Raw genomic sequence first — 13,215 nt, forward strand, 5'->3', positions numbered from 1 at the left:
AGCGGCAAAGATTCTATGTCTTGTCATAGCGGCCTAACAATAATTTGGCCCCATTTGCGGGGCGTTGTGCGGGATATGTGGGGCTCCGCGGGCATTTTTGCAATAACCCGCTAAGAGCCGAACCGAAAATTAAGTTGAGCGATTTCAGGAGTTTATGATTCTCTGTGTTTGCAAAGACTACGGAGGATCAGATGGCCTGGACTGAAACCGCCCGTCGCGACTATGGCAGACGAGGCTTACGCTATGCAAGCGACTGCGCCGACGATGAATGGTCTGTCGTCGCGCCGCTTTTGCAGCCGATGAGCAAGGTCGGACGTCCGCGCGAGCATGATCCACGTACATTGTGGAATGCGATCCAGTATATAGCGACAACAGGCTGCCAATGGGCGCAGTTGCCGAAGGAATTCCCGCCGTTCACGACAGTGCAGTACCATTTCTACCGGATGCGCGACAGCGGCTTGCTCGATCTTATCAATGAAATGCTGGTTGCGGTGACACGGCTGTCCGAAGGCCGCAAGGCGGAGCCGACGGCAGCCATTATCGATAGCCAGTCGGTGAAGACGACAGAAGCTGGTGGTCCGCGCGGCTATGATGCAGGCAAAAAGATCAAAGGGCGCAAGCGCCATATCGTAACCGATATGGTCGGCAACATCTTGGAAGACATCGTGCATGGTGGCGACGTTCAGGACCGCGACGGTGCGCCCGATATAGCCCCTAACGTACGGCAGGCAGCCAGGCCGAAATCGATCAGATTCTATCTTTGGTCTGTGAGTTGGCCATTTTCACAGCTTCGGGCCAACCGGGCCTGTTAACGTCAGGGGGGCGTTGCGAGACAGGTCTTCAACCAGGGCTGTACTTCCAGCTCTGCAAGCACGGCCTGTGACGCGGGAACAGCTTCGTAGTCTGCGAAACAGGCTCCGTCTGCTCCCACCGTGTCGCTGAGCTTGCCGCTACAAAGTTCCAGGGGCTTATCAATTTGTTGCCAGCCTTCCGCGCAGTCGGTGTAGGTCTCCGAGCTGGCATACGCTATCACCCTGCCTTCAAACACCTGGCTGGAGGCGAAATACGAACCAAGTCCCGCAGATGCGGTCGCCAATCTGGAAAAGAAGGTAGCGGCTGTATTCTCCAGGTGCTTCTGGTGCCTGCGAGCGATGGAAGAGTTGTGGAACGGCTGGATATCCGTGAACCAAAGTGTGCAGGGCAGTAACCACGAAGTTCACACTTGAACGTTTGGTGATACAGCGTAATTTGGGCGGACAACTCGGGAAATCACCTCATCTGCCCCGATTCTAATTGGTTTTGGAGATTACATGATCAGAACATCGATATTGGCTGTATCGCTTGCGGTCCTTGCCATGCCAGCGTTGGCTCAGGGTGACGAAAACAATCGCGCAGGTCGTTACGAAAGCGAAGGTGGAGCGTCTCTCACTGTTGAACTGACGCATAAGTCGGGCAATGATTATTCTGCCGCTATTTCGACGACGGTCAAAATGACCGATAAATTGCCCGGTTGTGGTGGAAGTCTGAAAGGCGATGTCACCATTACAGGTGCCAGCGCGACCATGTCGATACCCAACGAAGGGTTCATTGAAAGCAAAAAAGAATCCCTGCAGAATAGCCGTTTTTGCAAGGTGAATTTTAAGTTCATGGATCAATACACGTTGAAGCTGGAAGAAGTTTCCGGTTGCTCTTACTACCATGGCGCCAGCTGCGATTTTAATGGCACCGTCGTGCATGAAGCGAGCGGAATTTAACCAGGGCCTTCAAATCGGCCACAAACCACAACTTTAGAGGTAAAAGAAAATGGCGGCTGTCGCATGGACAGTCGCCATTTTTGCTTAGGTACCAGTCTTACAAAAAATCCGATTACGGGCCGACCGCCCTGGCCGACAAGGTAATCGCGAAGTACTGATCGTGCTTGCTTTTCTCAACGGTTGACAATTGGGCTATACCGTAATCGGCGAACCGCCCCTGCTCAAAGTTCGGATAATACCCTTTCCAGAAATAGCGCTGCTGCATATCACCGGCGCGCAGCTTTTGCGCAGACAAGCCCGCGACAAAGCGGGTGTCGTCTTCGCGGTCGCGTGCCTTGAGCGCGAGGCGAGCATCGGTCAATTGCCAGTGACACACGCCACGCCCATAATAATCCTCGTCCAGAATCATATCGGTATACACTATGCCGACATATTCGGTCGCCGAAACAGCCGAAAGGCGGAATGGTTCGTGGCTCGAGATAACGGGTACGTTGCCTGCCAGCCAGCGGCTCTTACCACAGCGGGCCGCATTGCTGACATCGAACTGCACGGTACCTTCTACCGTTGCAAACCGCGCGCCGCCTTGGTCCGCAGGCGAGATATCGGAAACATTTTCAAGTTTCATGCGGATTTCATAAGCGCGCTTCGGGTTCGGATTGAGTTTGCGCAAAGGAGGCTTGGAACCGCTGACTTTGGTATCAGGGATTTTCTGCCCTGCAGCGTAGCCTAGATCACCAGAGCCGATAGCGAAAAAGATCAGCGCTAGAAACAATCCGGATATTCTGAAAACAAAAAGTGAGCGAAAGGTACGATTCAATTTCGATCTTTCCTTTGGGTGAGAATTCGTCATCTGGTCCTTGATTAACACGTCGTCCATTATGGCGAAATTATCTTTCTACCTTGCAGCCCCAAGATGGCCGCATCGATGTTTCTGGATGCGGTATCAATTGTTCCTGCTCTCTGTTGTATCCTGAGGGCGCGTACTGAACCAAACCCCATCGCCATGGCCCCCGGCGCCGCAGAATCCGCTGGAACCTGTCGTGCGCAAACTGTGTGAGGAATGGAGGATGCCGTCCCGTAAGTTCAGCTCAAGCTGTTCGCCCGTCCCAAGATCGATAGTTAGAACGTCACTGACGAAGCGGGCTTCGCCAGAGAGCTCGCATGTCCATTTGAAAAGGTCGATATCAACCGGATTGGCGGACACGGAGTATCGCCCGTCCGCAAGGTGCTTTATCTCCAGCTCGCCGGAAGCATTTCTACAGAGCCCGGTCAACCGATCGGATGCGAGCGACATACGCTCAAGCACCGCCAAACGCCACGACAGGCGACCCCAAAGATCCGAACGATCCTCCTCTGTCAGGGCGGCGCTATCCGACAGAATATAAAGGTCGCGCCGAAGACTCCGGCGATATCTCGCCTCATCCTCGTCCAGTGCCGCTGAGGCGGCTGCAATCTTCATAGCGCACCCGACAATCGAGCCGTTGCGACGCATTGTTTGCTGCGACGGGTAGCGGCCCGAATGTACTCTGCGTATAGCCATCCTCGCCGGTCGTCCGCATGATTTTGCCCTGACAGATGCGCAACCGGTGTGCATAGCTGTTGTTGTATTCCATTTCCTTGAGATCGTCACGGCGGTGGCCGTTGTGATACCAGACCGTGGCATCGTAAGTCCACTATCATGGGCGGTGTGGCGAACTCCGTCGGTGATCAGGCGCACCTCCGATACGTCACCGTTAGGCGCGGTGCTCTTTGACCTGATCGGTCCCTGATTTTCCTTGTGATAGGCGTCGAGAGCAACGACGCACGGCACTGTGGGAGCCGTATTCCTCGTCGACCGGAGGCAGTGGTAATTGGCCGCTGGCATGGACCACCGTTGATGAGCCTAGTGCCACGCAGAAAATCATCCTTCGCAAACCGGGATGTTTGGCGCGTAGGGCCTCGATATCTGGTGGACCGACAAGATCGAGATATTCGGTCTCAGTGATCTCGCGCGACCACTCGGCCAGATCATATGGGCACGAGACAAGGGGAAGCTTGTAGCGGTCAATCAGGACGTAACCGTTGGGTCGGATTCCAAGTAGTGAAAGGTTGTGAATCAGCATCGAATGCTGACCCTCGAGCCGATTACCATTAAGTGCATGACTTTACTGACAAATTCATAGCGCCGGTCGTGACCCCCATCCAATTTCCATTTTGTTACGGAAAATCAATGCGCTACGATTCCTTTCGGAAGGGGCAACCTTCGGTGCTGTTACACAAGGAAATGCTGCTTGAGCGTGGGATCGACGTGTCATACGAGACAGTTCGTCGTTGGATCGCCAAGTTCGGACCCCAGATCGCACGCAACTTGCGGCGGCGTCAGGCGCGCCCCGGCGATATTTGGTATCTGGACGAAGTGGTCGTCAAATGCGCTGGAGAGAAATTTTGGTTCTGGCGTGCGGTGGATCAAAACGGCACCGTTCTCGAAGAAATCTTGCAGAAGCAGCGTGATAAAGGGGCGGCAAAGCGACTGCTCGTGGCGTTAATGAAGCGCTATGGCTTTGCTCCCAAACGGATCATCACCGATAAGCTCCGCTCGTACGGTGCCCCAAAGGCAGATGTGACACCCGGCCTTGACCATTGGTCGCACAAGGGCCTCAATAATCGGGCCGAGAATAGCCATCTGCCGTTTCGAAAACGGGAACGAACCATGCAAGGCCACCGATCACCAGGCATGTTGCAACGGTTCGTCTCTATGCACTCAGCTACCCGCAATTGCTTTTCAGTTCCGTCCAGCCGCCGAGCCGCACAAACAATTCGATACCATCGCCTCGAAGCTTTCGATGCATGGAAAATTGCGGCCGGTGTCGCCTGAATATCTACGAGCCGCTGACCTTTCCGGCCAGAGAAACTTAACGTGACAACACCCGCTGTTCGAACCACAAGAATGCGCCAACTACTTCAAATCCTGCGGATATGACCCCGAGTAAAGTGGACGCGCTCTAGCGGAAATTGGCGGTGGGGTGACAAACCAATCCCGCCAACAGAAGAACAGATAAACACTATACGCTCATTCGATTTCGTAGAGCTTGCGCCAAATCACGCGATGTGTGGAATATAGCTAAAATGGTCACAGTCTCGGTCGTGACCTCATAAACAAGCAGATATGGTAGTCCTGAGACGCTTAGTTCCCGCGTCTCAGCGTGACGTCCGGAACGCCCAATATCAGGAAACTGAGGCAGTTTTTGTGCCGCTTCGACAATCCCTCGATAGACGCCCTCTGCGGCGGCTATCTAATGCACACATCTCTGAACAACTAGCATTTCTTGTAAAAGACTGATTCACTGAGTGCTGATTTGCTCAGGAGGTTGAGATGGGCATCAACGGCATTGAATTGAAGCGGTTTTCAGTCGGCAGATTTGGCGATCTGCGGCTAGAAAAAAGGGGGCGTGGTGCCATGAGGCGTTGGTGGCTCGGCCAGGCTCATGTATTCATGAGCTTGCTAAAGGCCAGCGGCGCGGCGAGGTTGGCTTTGGGCGATTTTTACGCAACCCCTCGGTGACAGTTGCAGCTTTGAGCGAAGCCGCAGGCAATAGAACTAGGGAGCGTGTCGCGGGCCGCGATATTCTGGCCATCCAGGACACTAGCGAGATTGTGCTGGGCGGGCCGAAGTTGCGGAAGGCGGGTTTTGGGCCAGTCGGTCGTGGTGGCTTTCTGGGCGGAGTTCTGCTGCATCCTGTGCTGGCGGTCGATGCAATGAGTGGTGAGTTGGTGGGTCTCGCCGACATTGCGGTGTGGAACCGCGGTAAACGAAATGACTTGCATCACGCACGCAGGCCCCTGGAGCAAAAGGAATCCCAGAAATGGCTCAATGGCGCAAGGCGGGCCAGCGAGGTTTTGGCCAAGGCTTTGCGCATCACGGTCGTTTCAGACAGGGAAAGCGATCTTTATGAGGATTTTGCACTGAAGCCTGAGAATGTGCAGGTGCTGATCCGAGCCAGTGCCAACCGCAACCTTGTTAACGGCGAGAAGTTGTTTGGATATGCTTCCCGTTTGCCGGAAGCTGGACGCATAAGTGTCACGATCCCCGCCAGCCCTGGCAGGCCAATCCGAGAGGCGCGTCTGGCGCTGCGCTTCGGCCCCGTGACGATCAAGAGACCGGAACGCGGCATGCCAAGCCTTGACCTCAAACGCTTGCCTGAGATGGTCAAACTTAATCTGGTTGATATCTGTGAAATTGATCCCCCGAATGGTGCAGAGCCCATCCACTGGCGCTTGCTCACCAGCCATGAGGTTGAAGACTTTTGCATGGCCCATCTGATGCTGGATTTTTACCGCAAGCGCTGGCTTATCGAAGAATATTTCCGCACCCTGAAGTCGGCGGGGTTCAAGATAGAGAATGCCAGGATGAGTGACCCGAAGGTCTTCATGAATTTCGCTGCCCTTGCAGCCATTGCTGCAGTGACGGTCACCCAGATGCTGCGCGCCCGCGACAATCCTTCCGGTCAGGCACTCGTCGATGCCTTTGATCCTGATGACAGGCCTTTGCTTCTCGCAATCTGTAAGGACTACGAAGGCGAGGCTCCAACCGCACGCCAGAAAAATCCTCATCCGCCAGACACGTTGGCTTTTGCCACTTGGATCATCGCAAGGCTTGGAGCTTGGACCGGCTACCACGGCAAGCCTGGCCCCGCAACGCTCTCACGCGGCCTCAGGCGTTATTATGAGATCAAATACGGTGCACGAATATCAGCGGGAATTGTGTGAATCGCATAGCTCTGCGGCGGCAGGATTATCTAGCGCGATATAGTCCACAATCCCTTCAAGGTCATGTGCGGCAGGTTCAGCAATGACAAGCTTTCTCAACGTGACCAACCATGCTTTGCAGCAATCCCAGAAAAAACGTCATCCGCAAGCAGAACTTTACCATCACGGACGGCATCAATACCCGCAGTGATGCGCTCCATCTGCCATGCATTGGCTGCCAGATATTGTTCTATCGCCTGATTGACGATGTAGTTACGGGAACGATCCATAGCACTTGCTAGGGCATCTATCTCAGAAACCTTAGCTGTACGGATCGTGATTGGTTCAGAGGCGGCACGATGTGACATGACTGTTTTCCGTGCGTAATCGCTAGTAATCTTATGTAATTATATTCTAGAAACATCCAATAATAAAGGGGGGCGGTATCTGGTGTTGTCACGTTAAGCTTCTCTGGCCGGAAAGGTCAGCGGCTCGTAGATATTCAGGCGACACCGGCCGCAATTTTCCATGCATCGAAAGCTTCGAGGCGATGGTATCGAATTGTTTGTGCGGCTCGGCGGCTGGACGGAACTGAAAAGCAATTGCGGGTAGCTGAGTGCATAGAGACGAACCGTTGCAACATGCCTGGTGATCGGTGGCCTTGCATGGTTCGTTCCCGTTTTCGAAACGGCAGATGGCTATTCTCGGCCCGATTATTGAGGCCCTTGTGCGACCAATGGTCAAGGCCGGGTGTCACTTCTGCCTTTGGGCACCGTACGAGCGGAGCTTATCGGTGATGATCCGTTTGGGAGCAAAGCCATAGCGCTTCATTAACGCCACGAGCAGTCGCTTTGCCGCCCCTTTATCACGCTGCTTCTGCAAGATTTCTTCGAGAACGGTGCCGTTTTGATCCACCGCACGCCAGAACCAAAATTTCTCTCCAGCGCATTTGACGACCACTTCGTCCAGATACCAAATATCGCCGGGGCGCGCCTGACGCCGCCGCAAGTTGCGTGCGATCTGGGGTCCGAACTTGGCGATCCAACGACGAACTGTCTCGTATGACACGTCGATCCCACGCTCAAGCAGCATTTCCTCAACTTCACGCAGACTAAGGTTGAACCGCAGATAAAGCCACACCGCATGAGCAACGATCTGTGGCGGAAAACGGTGACGCTTGAAGCTGATATCTGATGTCTGCATCGCCAAAATTTACGCCCAACCCGTCAGGCAGGCAAATGCAGCCCAGTTAACGTGACAATACCGTTTTTTGTTGTGTGGAATCGAAGCAGACCTTAGCTCGACTTTGCACAAAATTGGCATCGATTTTGAGTGCCGCACTGAGCGTCTTTGGTGAATCAATTCGCCGCAGCTTGTGACCTTGCGTCATTCGTCTGATCGGATTCGAACTGTTGAATGACCAAAGCAGATGAATGCAATAATGAGACCGGGGATGCGGTTCCTCATCGTCTTCACCAATGGCTAGAGCCTTTTCGTTGCGGGTTCACAGCGCCCACATGGAGTCATCTGCTCGTCCTTGTCATGGGAGCTCTCCTTGCACCGGGGAAGCGAACAGTGACATCGTGTCTGCGAATTACGGGTCGCGCCGATGTGACCAGCTTTGCCACTTATCACCAGTTTCTCAATCGGGCTCGCTGGAACCCACGCTTGTTGGCAAGACACTTATTATCCATTGTTGTGACACGGCTTGTACCCGAAGGCCCCGTTGTCATTGGAATGGACGATACAATAGAACGGCGATGGGGTCAGCGTATTGCTGCTCGAGGTATATACCGAGACCCGATACGTTCCAGCCATGGTCATTTCGTCAAGGCCAGTGGATTGCGGTGGCTGAGTTTTATGGTTCTTTCACCGGTCCCCTGGGCCAAATGCCTCAAAGCAATGCCTGTGCTGACAATCCTGTCTCCCTCAGAACGATATAGCCAGAAGATGCTCCGAAGACACAAGATGCTGACCGATTGGGCAAGGCAGGGCCTGCTGCAGATATGTCGTTGGCTACCAGGTCGCCAGATCATCTTTGTCGGCGATAGCAGCTTTGCGGTTCATACACTGGCCGCAGCACTTCCAGACAGGGCTACGCTCATCACTCGGTTGCGCCTCGATGCTAATCTTTTTGCAGCACCGTCTCAAAGGCATGAACACACGCTCGGACGACCCGCGCAAAAGGGGCAACCCTTGCCAAAACTAAAAGCTGTGCTCAAGGACACAAATACCTCGTGGCAGCAGATTGCAGTATCGTCGTGGTATGCCAGACAGACCAACAAAGTTCTCGACATCACGTCGGGAACAGCTCTTTGGTATCGACGTGGAACACCACCCAAACACATTCGCTGGGTCATCGTTCGCGATCCAACATCTCGCCGCGAACCGCAGGCCTTCATGAGTACGAATACGGATCTTGATCCTGTGGAGATCATTACCTTCTACATGCGTCGCTGGCAGATCGAGGTCACTTTTGCCGAGACCCGTGCGCATCTTGGTGTGGAAACGCAAAGACAGTGGAACGATAAGGCCATTCTGCGCACGACGCCGTCTTTGATGGCACTCTACAGCCTCGTAACACTGTGGGCTTGTGATCTGCTCGGCCAAAACAGTCTTCCGTACACCGCTGCCTGGTACAAAAAAACAAGCTGCACTTTCTCCGACGCCATCGGTGCAGTTCGTATGGTTTTATGGCACCAGGATATTTATCGACAGTCCGCGTTTCACCCGGACATACCTAAAATACCGCCAGGCCGCATCAAACGAATGGCAGAGGCACTTTGCTTCGCTGCTTAATGTGCAAAGTCGAGCTTAGGTGCCGGTAAGTCTTGATTTCTATGGGCCGATTGTTGTCCCAAACAGACTTTAGTTCGTTTGGCACAGCACGCATTTGGCAGCTCTGCGCCCAATGCGGTCATTTGATTGTTTGTTTAAGCTCAAGAATATTACCTTCTGGATCACGCGCATAGGCGATCAGATATGGTTTCGCTGGCGTGCCGAAATCTGTGGTTTGACCGATTTGCGCCCCTCCAGCTTCGATGATTTTGGATAATGCATTACCGACGTCTTCCGTATGGAATGCAAGGTGTCCAAAACCGGGTTCGTTGACCTTTGGCTCGTTACGATGATGCGTAACCTTATGCTCGTGAATTTCCAGAAAAGGCCACTCAAGCCGCGGAAATTTCAGCCAGATTGTGCGTATTTCGGAGTTTGAAAGCCCGTTTCCTCTTGAGACGTGTTCACCGGACAATGTCTTGAGTTCGCGAAAGACAACGCATCCCATGACGTTCACATAGAATGCCGCAAGCGCCTCGGCGTTTCTGGCTACCAAATTGATATGAGCAAGCCTCATGAAGTTTTACTTCCTTGTTTCTGAGGCGACAATATCAGGTTTCCGAGGCGCGACGAAAGAAGTCCGCTTCGGGCCAAAAGCTGCCTTCTCTTAGACCCAATGACCGTCATTCCCTCCCGGTTGTGGAGGGCGGCTGGTAGCATAGGAGCTGTCCATGCCCCAACCAGGAGAGTGACGATGACGCAGATGAAATTCATTGGCCTTGACGTTCACAAGGAAACGGTCGCGGTCGCTATTGCCGACGAAACACGCGACGGCGAAGTTAGGTTCTATGGAACGATCCCCAACACACCTGAGGCCATCCGACGCCTTTTCGATCGGCTTTCGGGCTCCGGTATCGAATTGCATTTTTGCTACGAGGCAGGTGGATGCGGGTACGGAATCTACCGGCAACTTCGACAACTCGATGCATCCTGCGATGTCATCGCTCCATCGATGATGCCAAAGAAACGCGGCGACCGGATCAAGAATGATCGGCGAGACGCCGTTGCGCTAGCGAGGTTGCTGCGTGCAGGAGAGCTAACGGCCATCTGGGTGCCTGACGAGAGCCATGAGGCGATGCGTGATCTGGTCAGAGCCCGCCGACAAGCAAAAGGCGATCTGGTGGCAGCCAGGCAGATGCTGCTGGGGTTTCTGCTGCGGCACGGGCGGAAGTTTACTGGAAAGACGAACTGGACACGGATGCATTGGCGATGGTTGGGCGAGCAAGCTTTTGATTCACCTCATCAGCAGTTCGTCTTCGGTGAATGCATCCGGCGCATTGAGGAGGCACAGGCCAGGTGCGATCGTCTGGATCATATGCTTCAGGAGGCAATGGAAAGCTGGTCGCTGGCGCCGCTCGTAAAGGGGCTGCAAGCATTGCGCGGCGTCGGTCTCGTGATAGCGGCTACACTCGTCACCGAGATCGGCGACCTCGCTCGGTTCCAGGCACCAAAGCATCTTATGGGCTGGCTCGGGCTCGCGCCATCGGAGGCGTCGAGCGGATCGCGAACGCGGCGTGGGGCGATTACAAAAACCGGCAATGCAGAAGCGCGCGCCATGCTGGTTGAGGCAGCATGGGCCTATCGACTGCCGGCACGCGAGGAACGACGATACAGGATGCGGGTCGAAGATCTTCCGGAAGAGATCAGAGCCATAGGCTGGAAGGCGCAGGCAAGACTATGCCAGCGGTACCGTCGGCTTTCGGCCGCTGGCAAGCCGCAACCGAAGGTCATCACCGCGATTGCTCGTGAGCTTGCAGGTTTCGTTTGGGATGTGAGCCGACATATCCAGCCAATTCAATAAGGAAACAGCCGCAGAGGAGTTCAGAAACACATAACAACCTGACCGGCGTGCCGCGAAATCCAGGCATGATGGGAAATCCTCGAGACACGTTGGGGCGAGCATTCAGCTTATGCCCGTGCTTAGACAGAGGAAGGCCCGCGACGAACATGGGAAATGCGGTAATCAATCCGCGGATGAGAGCGTGATCAATCGTCGACCGATCGGATCGCGGCACACCGGTCAGGTTGAAGTTTTACAACATCGATGTAAAATCGGTGCTGCAGCTCTATACGACTATACCACCATGACGGTCATGAGAGGGTTTCATTTCGCCCCCTACAGGAACCGACCCCATTTTCCGACTGGGGCGGTCCGAACCACAAGGTTTCAATTTTGCCCTACTGATCCAGCACTATGCGAACCGGCACGCGGGCGTTTTTGAAACCTATGAATCCTTTGTTCGCCGAAATATTTATGGCGGACGGTACACCAAAGGTGGATTTGATCTGGGTGATGATCTGCTCGACCTGCGACGCGGAAACCTGTTCGAGAAACGCTGGCGCAAACCAGTCCGGATCGATCGATTTCGTATCGAAGAGCGATTGCAGTTTAACCACCGGGTGTGTTTCTCTTGTCTGTGCTGCCGCAGGGGCAATTGGCAGGTTCGTTGTGCCGGTAAGAAATGTTCCCATCCCGATAAAAAGTGCCAGAGCTGGTACGGCCATCTTCAGCATGGCTTGTCCTGTCGAAAATATCCGATCTTGTTGATCCTGCCGTGTCTGCGATCTTTTTTGTGCAGATCGGATCGGTAGATTGCCAAGGCTTGCCCCGTCAGGTGTGGTTATCGGTGATCCAGCCACGGCTCAGAAAAATTTCGTCATAAATTGCGCGCACGGTATCCTGCTTTCTTGCATTGTAAACGGCCGCGTTGAATGATCCGCCTTTTGCCCGCAGCTTCGCCTCGGCATATCGCTGCCTGTCCGCTGGATGCTCCCGCAACCAATCTCGAAAGAGAATATGCCGAATATGTTCAGGGCAGGCGGGGCCGAATACATGTAAATTTACACGTGGATTTTCATGGCGCAACATGCGGTGCCGATACCATGAGCGTTCCCGGATCGTCAGAATATATCCGAGTGCTTCAAGGGCCGGGACGTACTCGTCTTCCCTTTCCGGATCAGAAACGATCAAATCGATGTCAATCACCGGCTTGGCAGGAAGTCCGGGCACTGCCGTCGATCCGACGTGTTCGATGTTCAGTATCGCTTTCGCAAGAGCTCCCGCGATCTGCGTCTTGCAGATTTGGTATTGCTGGGGCCAGAGGGAGCAGTAGTCTTCGATCTCGATTTCTTCGCGCTTCGGTTTTCCGTTGATCCATGGATTTTCACTGGGATCACCGTCTTCGAACGTGATGATCAAAGCGGGATCTGTCCATGTTTGTCCTTGTAGGTTCATGGTTCTGGACCTTTTCGATGAGAATACACTCAATCTTTCCATGGAAGGCGCGCGAGGTGCGCGTGAATTAAATGGCGTTGCTGAGCGGCAGAAAACTGCCGAGGTGATATAATGGACTGCACTCCAATCCCGTCGATCAAACAAAACAGCAAAGCGGCTTCCTCTTTTGCATCTATCGGGGCGGAGAAGGCCTCCGCTTGCGAAAGATGGAGAAAGCGTTGCACCCAGTGCTCTCTGATCGCTTCGTAAAGAAGGTGGTGTCGTTTATGATGTTCCGGCCGGCTGAAGGCAGCTGCCGTGAAACTAAGCCAGACCCGCCACATCTGCTTGCTGTCCGCATCGCGGGGAAGGGTGTTCGCCACCTCTGTGGTGAAGGCATCGAGGGTTCGTACTGATGCATCCTCGTTCCCGTCGTCTTCAAGAGCGTTGACGATCGACTTAAGGGCAAAATCCAGAAGGGCGTCCTTGTCGCGAAAATAGTGCGTCAACACACCAGTAGTACAACCGATCTCCTGTGCGATCGCTCTCATAGAAGCCCGCTCAAGCCCGTCGCGAGCTATGACCAGCAACGCAGCGCGAGCAACCTCGTCGCGCTTTGCTTCGTAATTGGCAGATTTTTCACGCCCCGGCAGGCTAGGTTTTTGATTCTTGGTCGACATGCGG

Annotated in this window: 14 protein-coding genes and 2 pseudogenes; 6 read left to right on the forward strand and 10 right to left on the reverse strand. The window is 54.0% G+C overall.

The window, feature by feature from the left end; translation table 11 throughout:
- The first annotated feature begins 191 nt into the window (after positions 1-191).
- Together CES85_RS25875 and CES85_RS25885 are read left to right on the forward strand one after the other, a co-directional pair.
- Positions 192-812, forward strand: coding sequence for an IS5 family transposase (locus CES85_RS25875; RefSeq protein WP_095448623.1), 621 nt, complete (start codon positions 192-194; stop codon positions 810-812).
- A 498-nt stretch (positions 813-1,310) separates the two neighbouring features.
- A complete protein-coding gene (locus CES85_RS25885) occupies positions 1,311-1,754 on the forward strand; it encodes a hypothetical protein (RefSeq protein ID WP_095448625.1) in 444 nt (147 codons plus the stop codon).
- Positions 1,755-1,866: 112 nt separating this feature from the next.
- On the opposite strand, the gene CES85_RS25890 is transcribed toward CES85_RS25885, so the two are convergent.
- The 3 genes from CES85_RS25890 to CES85_RS27325 all read right to left on the reverse strand — a co-directional run bounded on the left by CES85_RS25890 (position 1,867) and on the right by CES85_RS27325 (position 3,856).
- Positions 1,867-2,571 carry a hypothetical protein gene (locus CES85_RS25890; protein ID WP_157743525.1) on the reverse strand — a complete coding sequence of 235 codons (705 nt, stop codon included), beginning with the start codon at positions 2,569-2,571 and terminating at the stop codon, positions 1,867-1,869.
- A gap of 126 nt (positions 2,572-2,697) precedes the next feature.
- Positions 2,698-3,246, reverse strand: a complete 549-nt coding sequence (locus CES85_RS25895) for a hypothetical protein (RefSeq protein ID WP_095448627.1) — start codon at positions 3,244-3,246, stop codon at positions 2,698-2,700.
- A 241-nt stretch (positions 3,247-3,487) separates the two neighbouring features.
- Positions 3,488-3,856 carry a hypothetical protein gene (locus CES85_RS27325; protein WP_157743526.1) on the reverse strand — a complete coding sequence of 123 codons (369 nt, stop codon included), beginning with the start codon at positions 3,854-3,856 and terminating at the stop codon, positions 3,488-3,490.
- A 155-nt stretch (positions 3,857-4,011) separates the two neighbouring features.
- On the opposite strand from CES85_RS27325, the pseudogene CES85_RS25900 reads away from it, so the two are divergent.
- A pseudogene (locus tag CES85_RS25900) lies at positions 4,012-4,608 on the forward strand (IS6 family transposase); the annotation flags it as partial.
- A 187-nt stretch (positions 4,609-4,795) separates the two neighbouring features.
- On the opposite strand, the gene CES85_RS25905 reads toward CES85_RS25900, so the two are convergent.
- Positions 4,796-5,026 carry a type II toxin-antitoxin system RelE/ParE family toxin gene (locus CES85_RS25905; protein ID WP_095448876.1) on the reverse strand — a complete coding sequence of 77 codons (231 nt, stop codon included), beginning with the start codon at positions 5,024-5,026 and terminating at the stop codon, positions 4,796-4,798.
- A 175-nt stretch (positions 5,027-5,201) separates the two neighbouring features.
- On the opposite strand from CES85_RS25905, the gene CES85_RS25915 reads away from it, so the two are divergent.
- Positions 5,202-6,500 (forward strand): IS4 family transposase, encoded by a 1,299-nt coding sequence (locus CES85_RS25915; RefSeq protein ID WP_244923337.1) that lies wholly within the window; start codon positions 5,202-5,204, stop codon positions 6,498-6,500.
- Between the two features lie 95 nt (positions 6,501-6,595).
- Here the strand turns inward: CES85_RS25915 and CES85_RS25920 are convergent, their stop codons facing one another.
- Together CES85_RS25920 and CES85_RS25925 are read right to left on the reverse strand one after the other, a co-directional pair.
- Complete coding sequence (locus CES85_RS25920) at positions 6,596-6,847, reverse strand: CopG family ribbon-helix-helix protein (RefSeq protein ID WP_095448628.1); 252 nt, start codon at positions 6,845-6,847, stop codon at positions 6,596-6,598.
- A gap of 134 nt (positions 6,848-6,981) precedes the next feature.
- Positions 6,982-7,682 (reverse strand): annotated as a pseudogene (locus tag CES85_RS25925) (IS6 family transposase).
- Positions 7,683-7,895: 213 nt separating this feature from the next.
- On the opposite strand from CES85_RS25925, the gene CES85_RS25930 reads away from it, so the two are divergent.
- Positions 7,896-9,278, forward strand: a complete 1,383-nt coding sequence (locus tag CES85_RS25930) for an IS701 family transposase (RefSeq protein WP_095448629.1) — start codon at positions 7,896-7,898, stop codon at positions 9,276-9,278.
- A 118-nt stretch (positions 9,279-9,396) separates the two neighbouring features.
- Here the strand turns inward: CES85_RS25930 and CES85_RS25935 are convergent, their stop codons facing one another.
- Positions 9,397-9,834, reverse strand: a complete 438-nt coding sequence (locus tag CES85_RS25935; RefSeq protein WP_095448630.1) for a VOC family protein — start codon at positions 9,832-9,834, stop codon at positions 9,397-9,399.
- Between the two features lie 177 nt (positions 9,835-10,011).
- Between CES85_RS25935 and CES85_RS25940 the strand changes: the two genes are divergently transcribed.
- On the forward strand, positions 10,012-11,118 hold the full coding sequence (locus CES85_RS25940) for an IS110 family RNA-guided transposase (RefSeq protein WP_095448631.1): 1,107 nt from the start codon (positions 10,012-10,014) through the stop codon (positions 11,116-11,118).
- A gap of 377 nt (positions 11,119-11,495) precedes the next feature.
- On the opposite strand, the gene CES85_RS25945 is transcribed toward CES85_RS25940, so the two are convergent.
- The 3 genes from CES85_RS25945 to CES85_RS25955 all read right to left on the reverse strand — a co-directional run bounded on the left by CES85_RS25945 (position 11,496) and on the right by CES85_RS25955 (position 13,211).
- Positions 11,496-11,831, reverse strand: coding sequence for a hypothetical protein (locus CES85_RS25945; protein ID WP_095448632.1), 336 nt, complete (start codon positions 11,829-11,831; stop codon positions 11,496-11,498).
- A 97-nt stretch (positions 11,832-11,928) separates the two neighbouring features.
- Entirely contained in the window at positions 11,929-12,552 is a 624-nt protein-coding gene (locus CES85_RS25950; protein WP_095448633.1) for a GrpB family protein, read from the reverse strand.
- Positions 12,553-12,581: 29 nt separating this feature from the next.
- Positions 12,582-13,211 (reverse strand): TetR/AcrR family transcriptional regulator, encoded by a 630-nt coding sequence (locus CES85_RS25955; protein ID WP_167388329.1) that lies wholly within the window; start codon positions 13,209-13,211, stop codon positions 12,582-12,584.
- Positions 13,212-13,215: the final 4 nt, after the last annotated feature.

The sequence above is a fragment of the Ochrobactrum quorumnocens genome (assembly GCF_002278035.1).
Classification (GTDB): Bacteria; Pseudomonadota; Alphaproteobacteria; order Rhizobiales; family Rhizobiaceae; genus Brucella; species Brucella quorumnocens.

Excerpts from the sequence above, each read along its gene's own strand:
- CES85_RS25940 (WP_095448631.1), top strand. The coding sequence starts at position 10,012 with ATGACGCAGATGAAATTCATTGGCCTTGACGTTCACAAGGAAACGGTC.
- CES85_RS25955 (WP_167388329.1), bottom strand. The coding sequence starts at position 13,211 with ATGTCGACCAAGAATCAAAAACCTAGCCTGCCGGGGCGTGAAAAATCT.
- CES85_RS25885 (WP_095448625.1), top strand. The coding sequence starts at position 1,311 with ATGATCAGAACATCGATATTGGCTGTATCGCTTGCGGTCCTTGCCATG.
- CES85_RS25895 (WP_095448627.1), bottom strand. The coding sequence starts at position 3,246 with ATGCGTCGCAACGGCTCGATTGTCGGGTGCGCTATGAAGATTGCAGCC.
- CES85_RS25945 (WP_095448632.1), bottom strand. The coding sequence starts at position 11,831 with ATGCTGAAGATGGCCGTACCAGCTCTGGCACTTTTTATCGGGATGGGA.
- CES85_RS25935 (WP_095448630.1), bottom strand. The coding sequence starts at position 9,834 with ATGAGGCTTGCTCATATCAATTTGGTAGCCAGAAACGCCGAGGCGCTT.
- CES85_RS25875 (WP_095448623.1), top strand. The coding sequence starts at position 192 with ATGGCCTGGACTGAAACCGCCCGTCGCGACTATGGCAGACGAGGCTTA.
- CES85_RS27325 (WP_157743526.1), bottom strand. The coding sequence starts at position 3,856 with ATGCTGATTCACAACCTTTCACTACTTGGAATCCGACCCAACGGTTAC.
- CES85_RS25950 (WP_095448633.1), bottom strand. The coding sequence starts at position 12,552 with ATGAACCTACAAGGACAAACATGGACAGATCCCGCTTTGATCATCACG.
- CES85_RS25920 (WP_095448628.1), bottom strand. The coding sequence starts at position 6,847 with ATGTCACATCGTGCCGCCTCTGAACCAATCACGATCCGTACAGCTAAG.
- CES85_RS25930 (WP_095448629.1), top strand. The coding sequence starts at position 7,896 with ATGACCAAAGCAGATGAATGCAATAATGAGACCGGGGATGCGGTTCCT.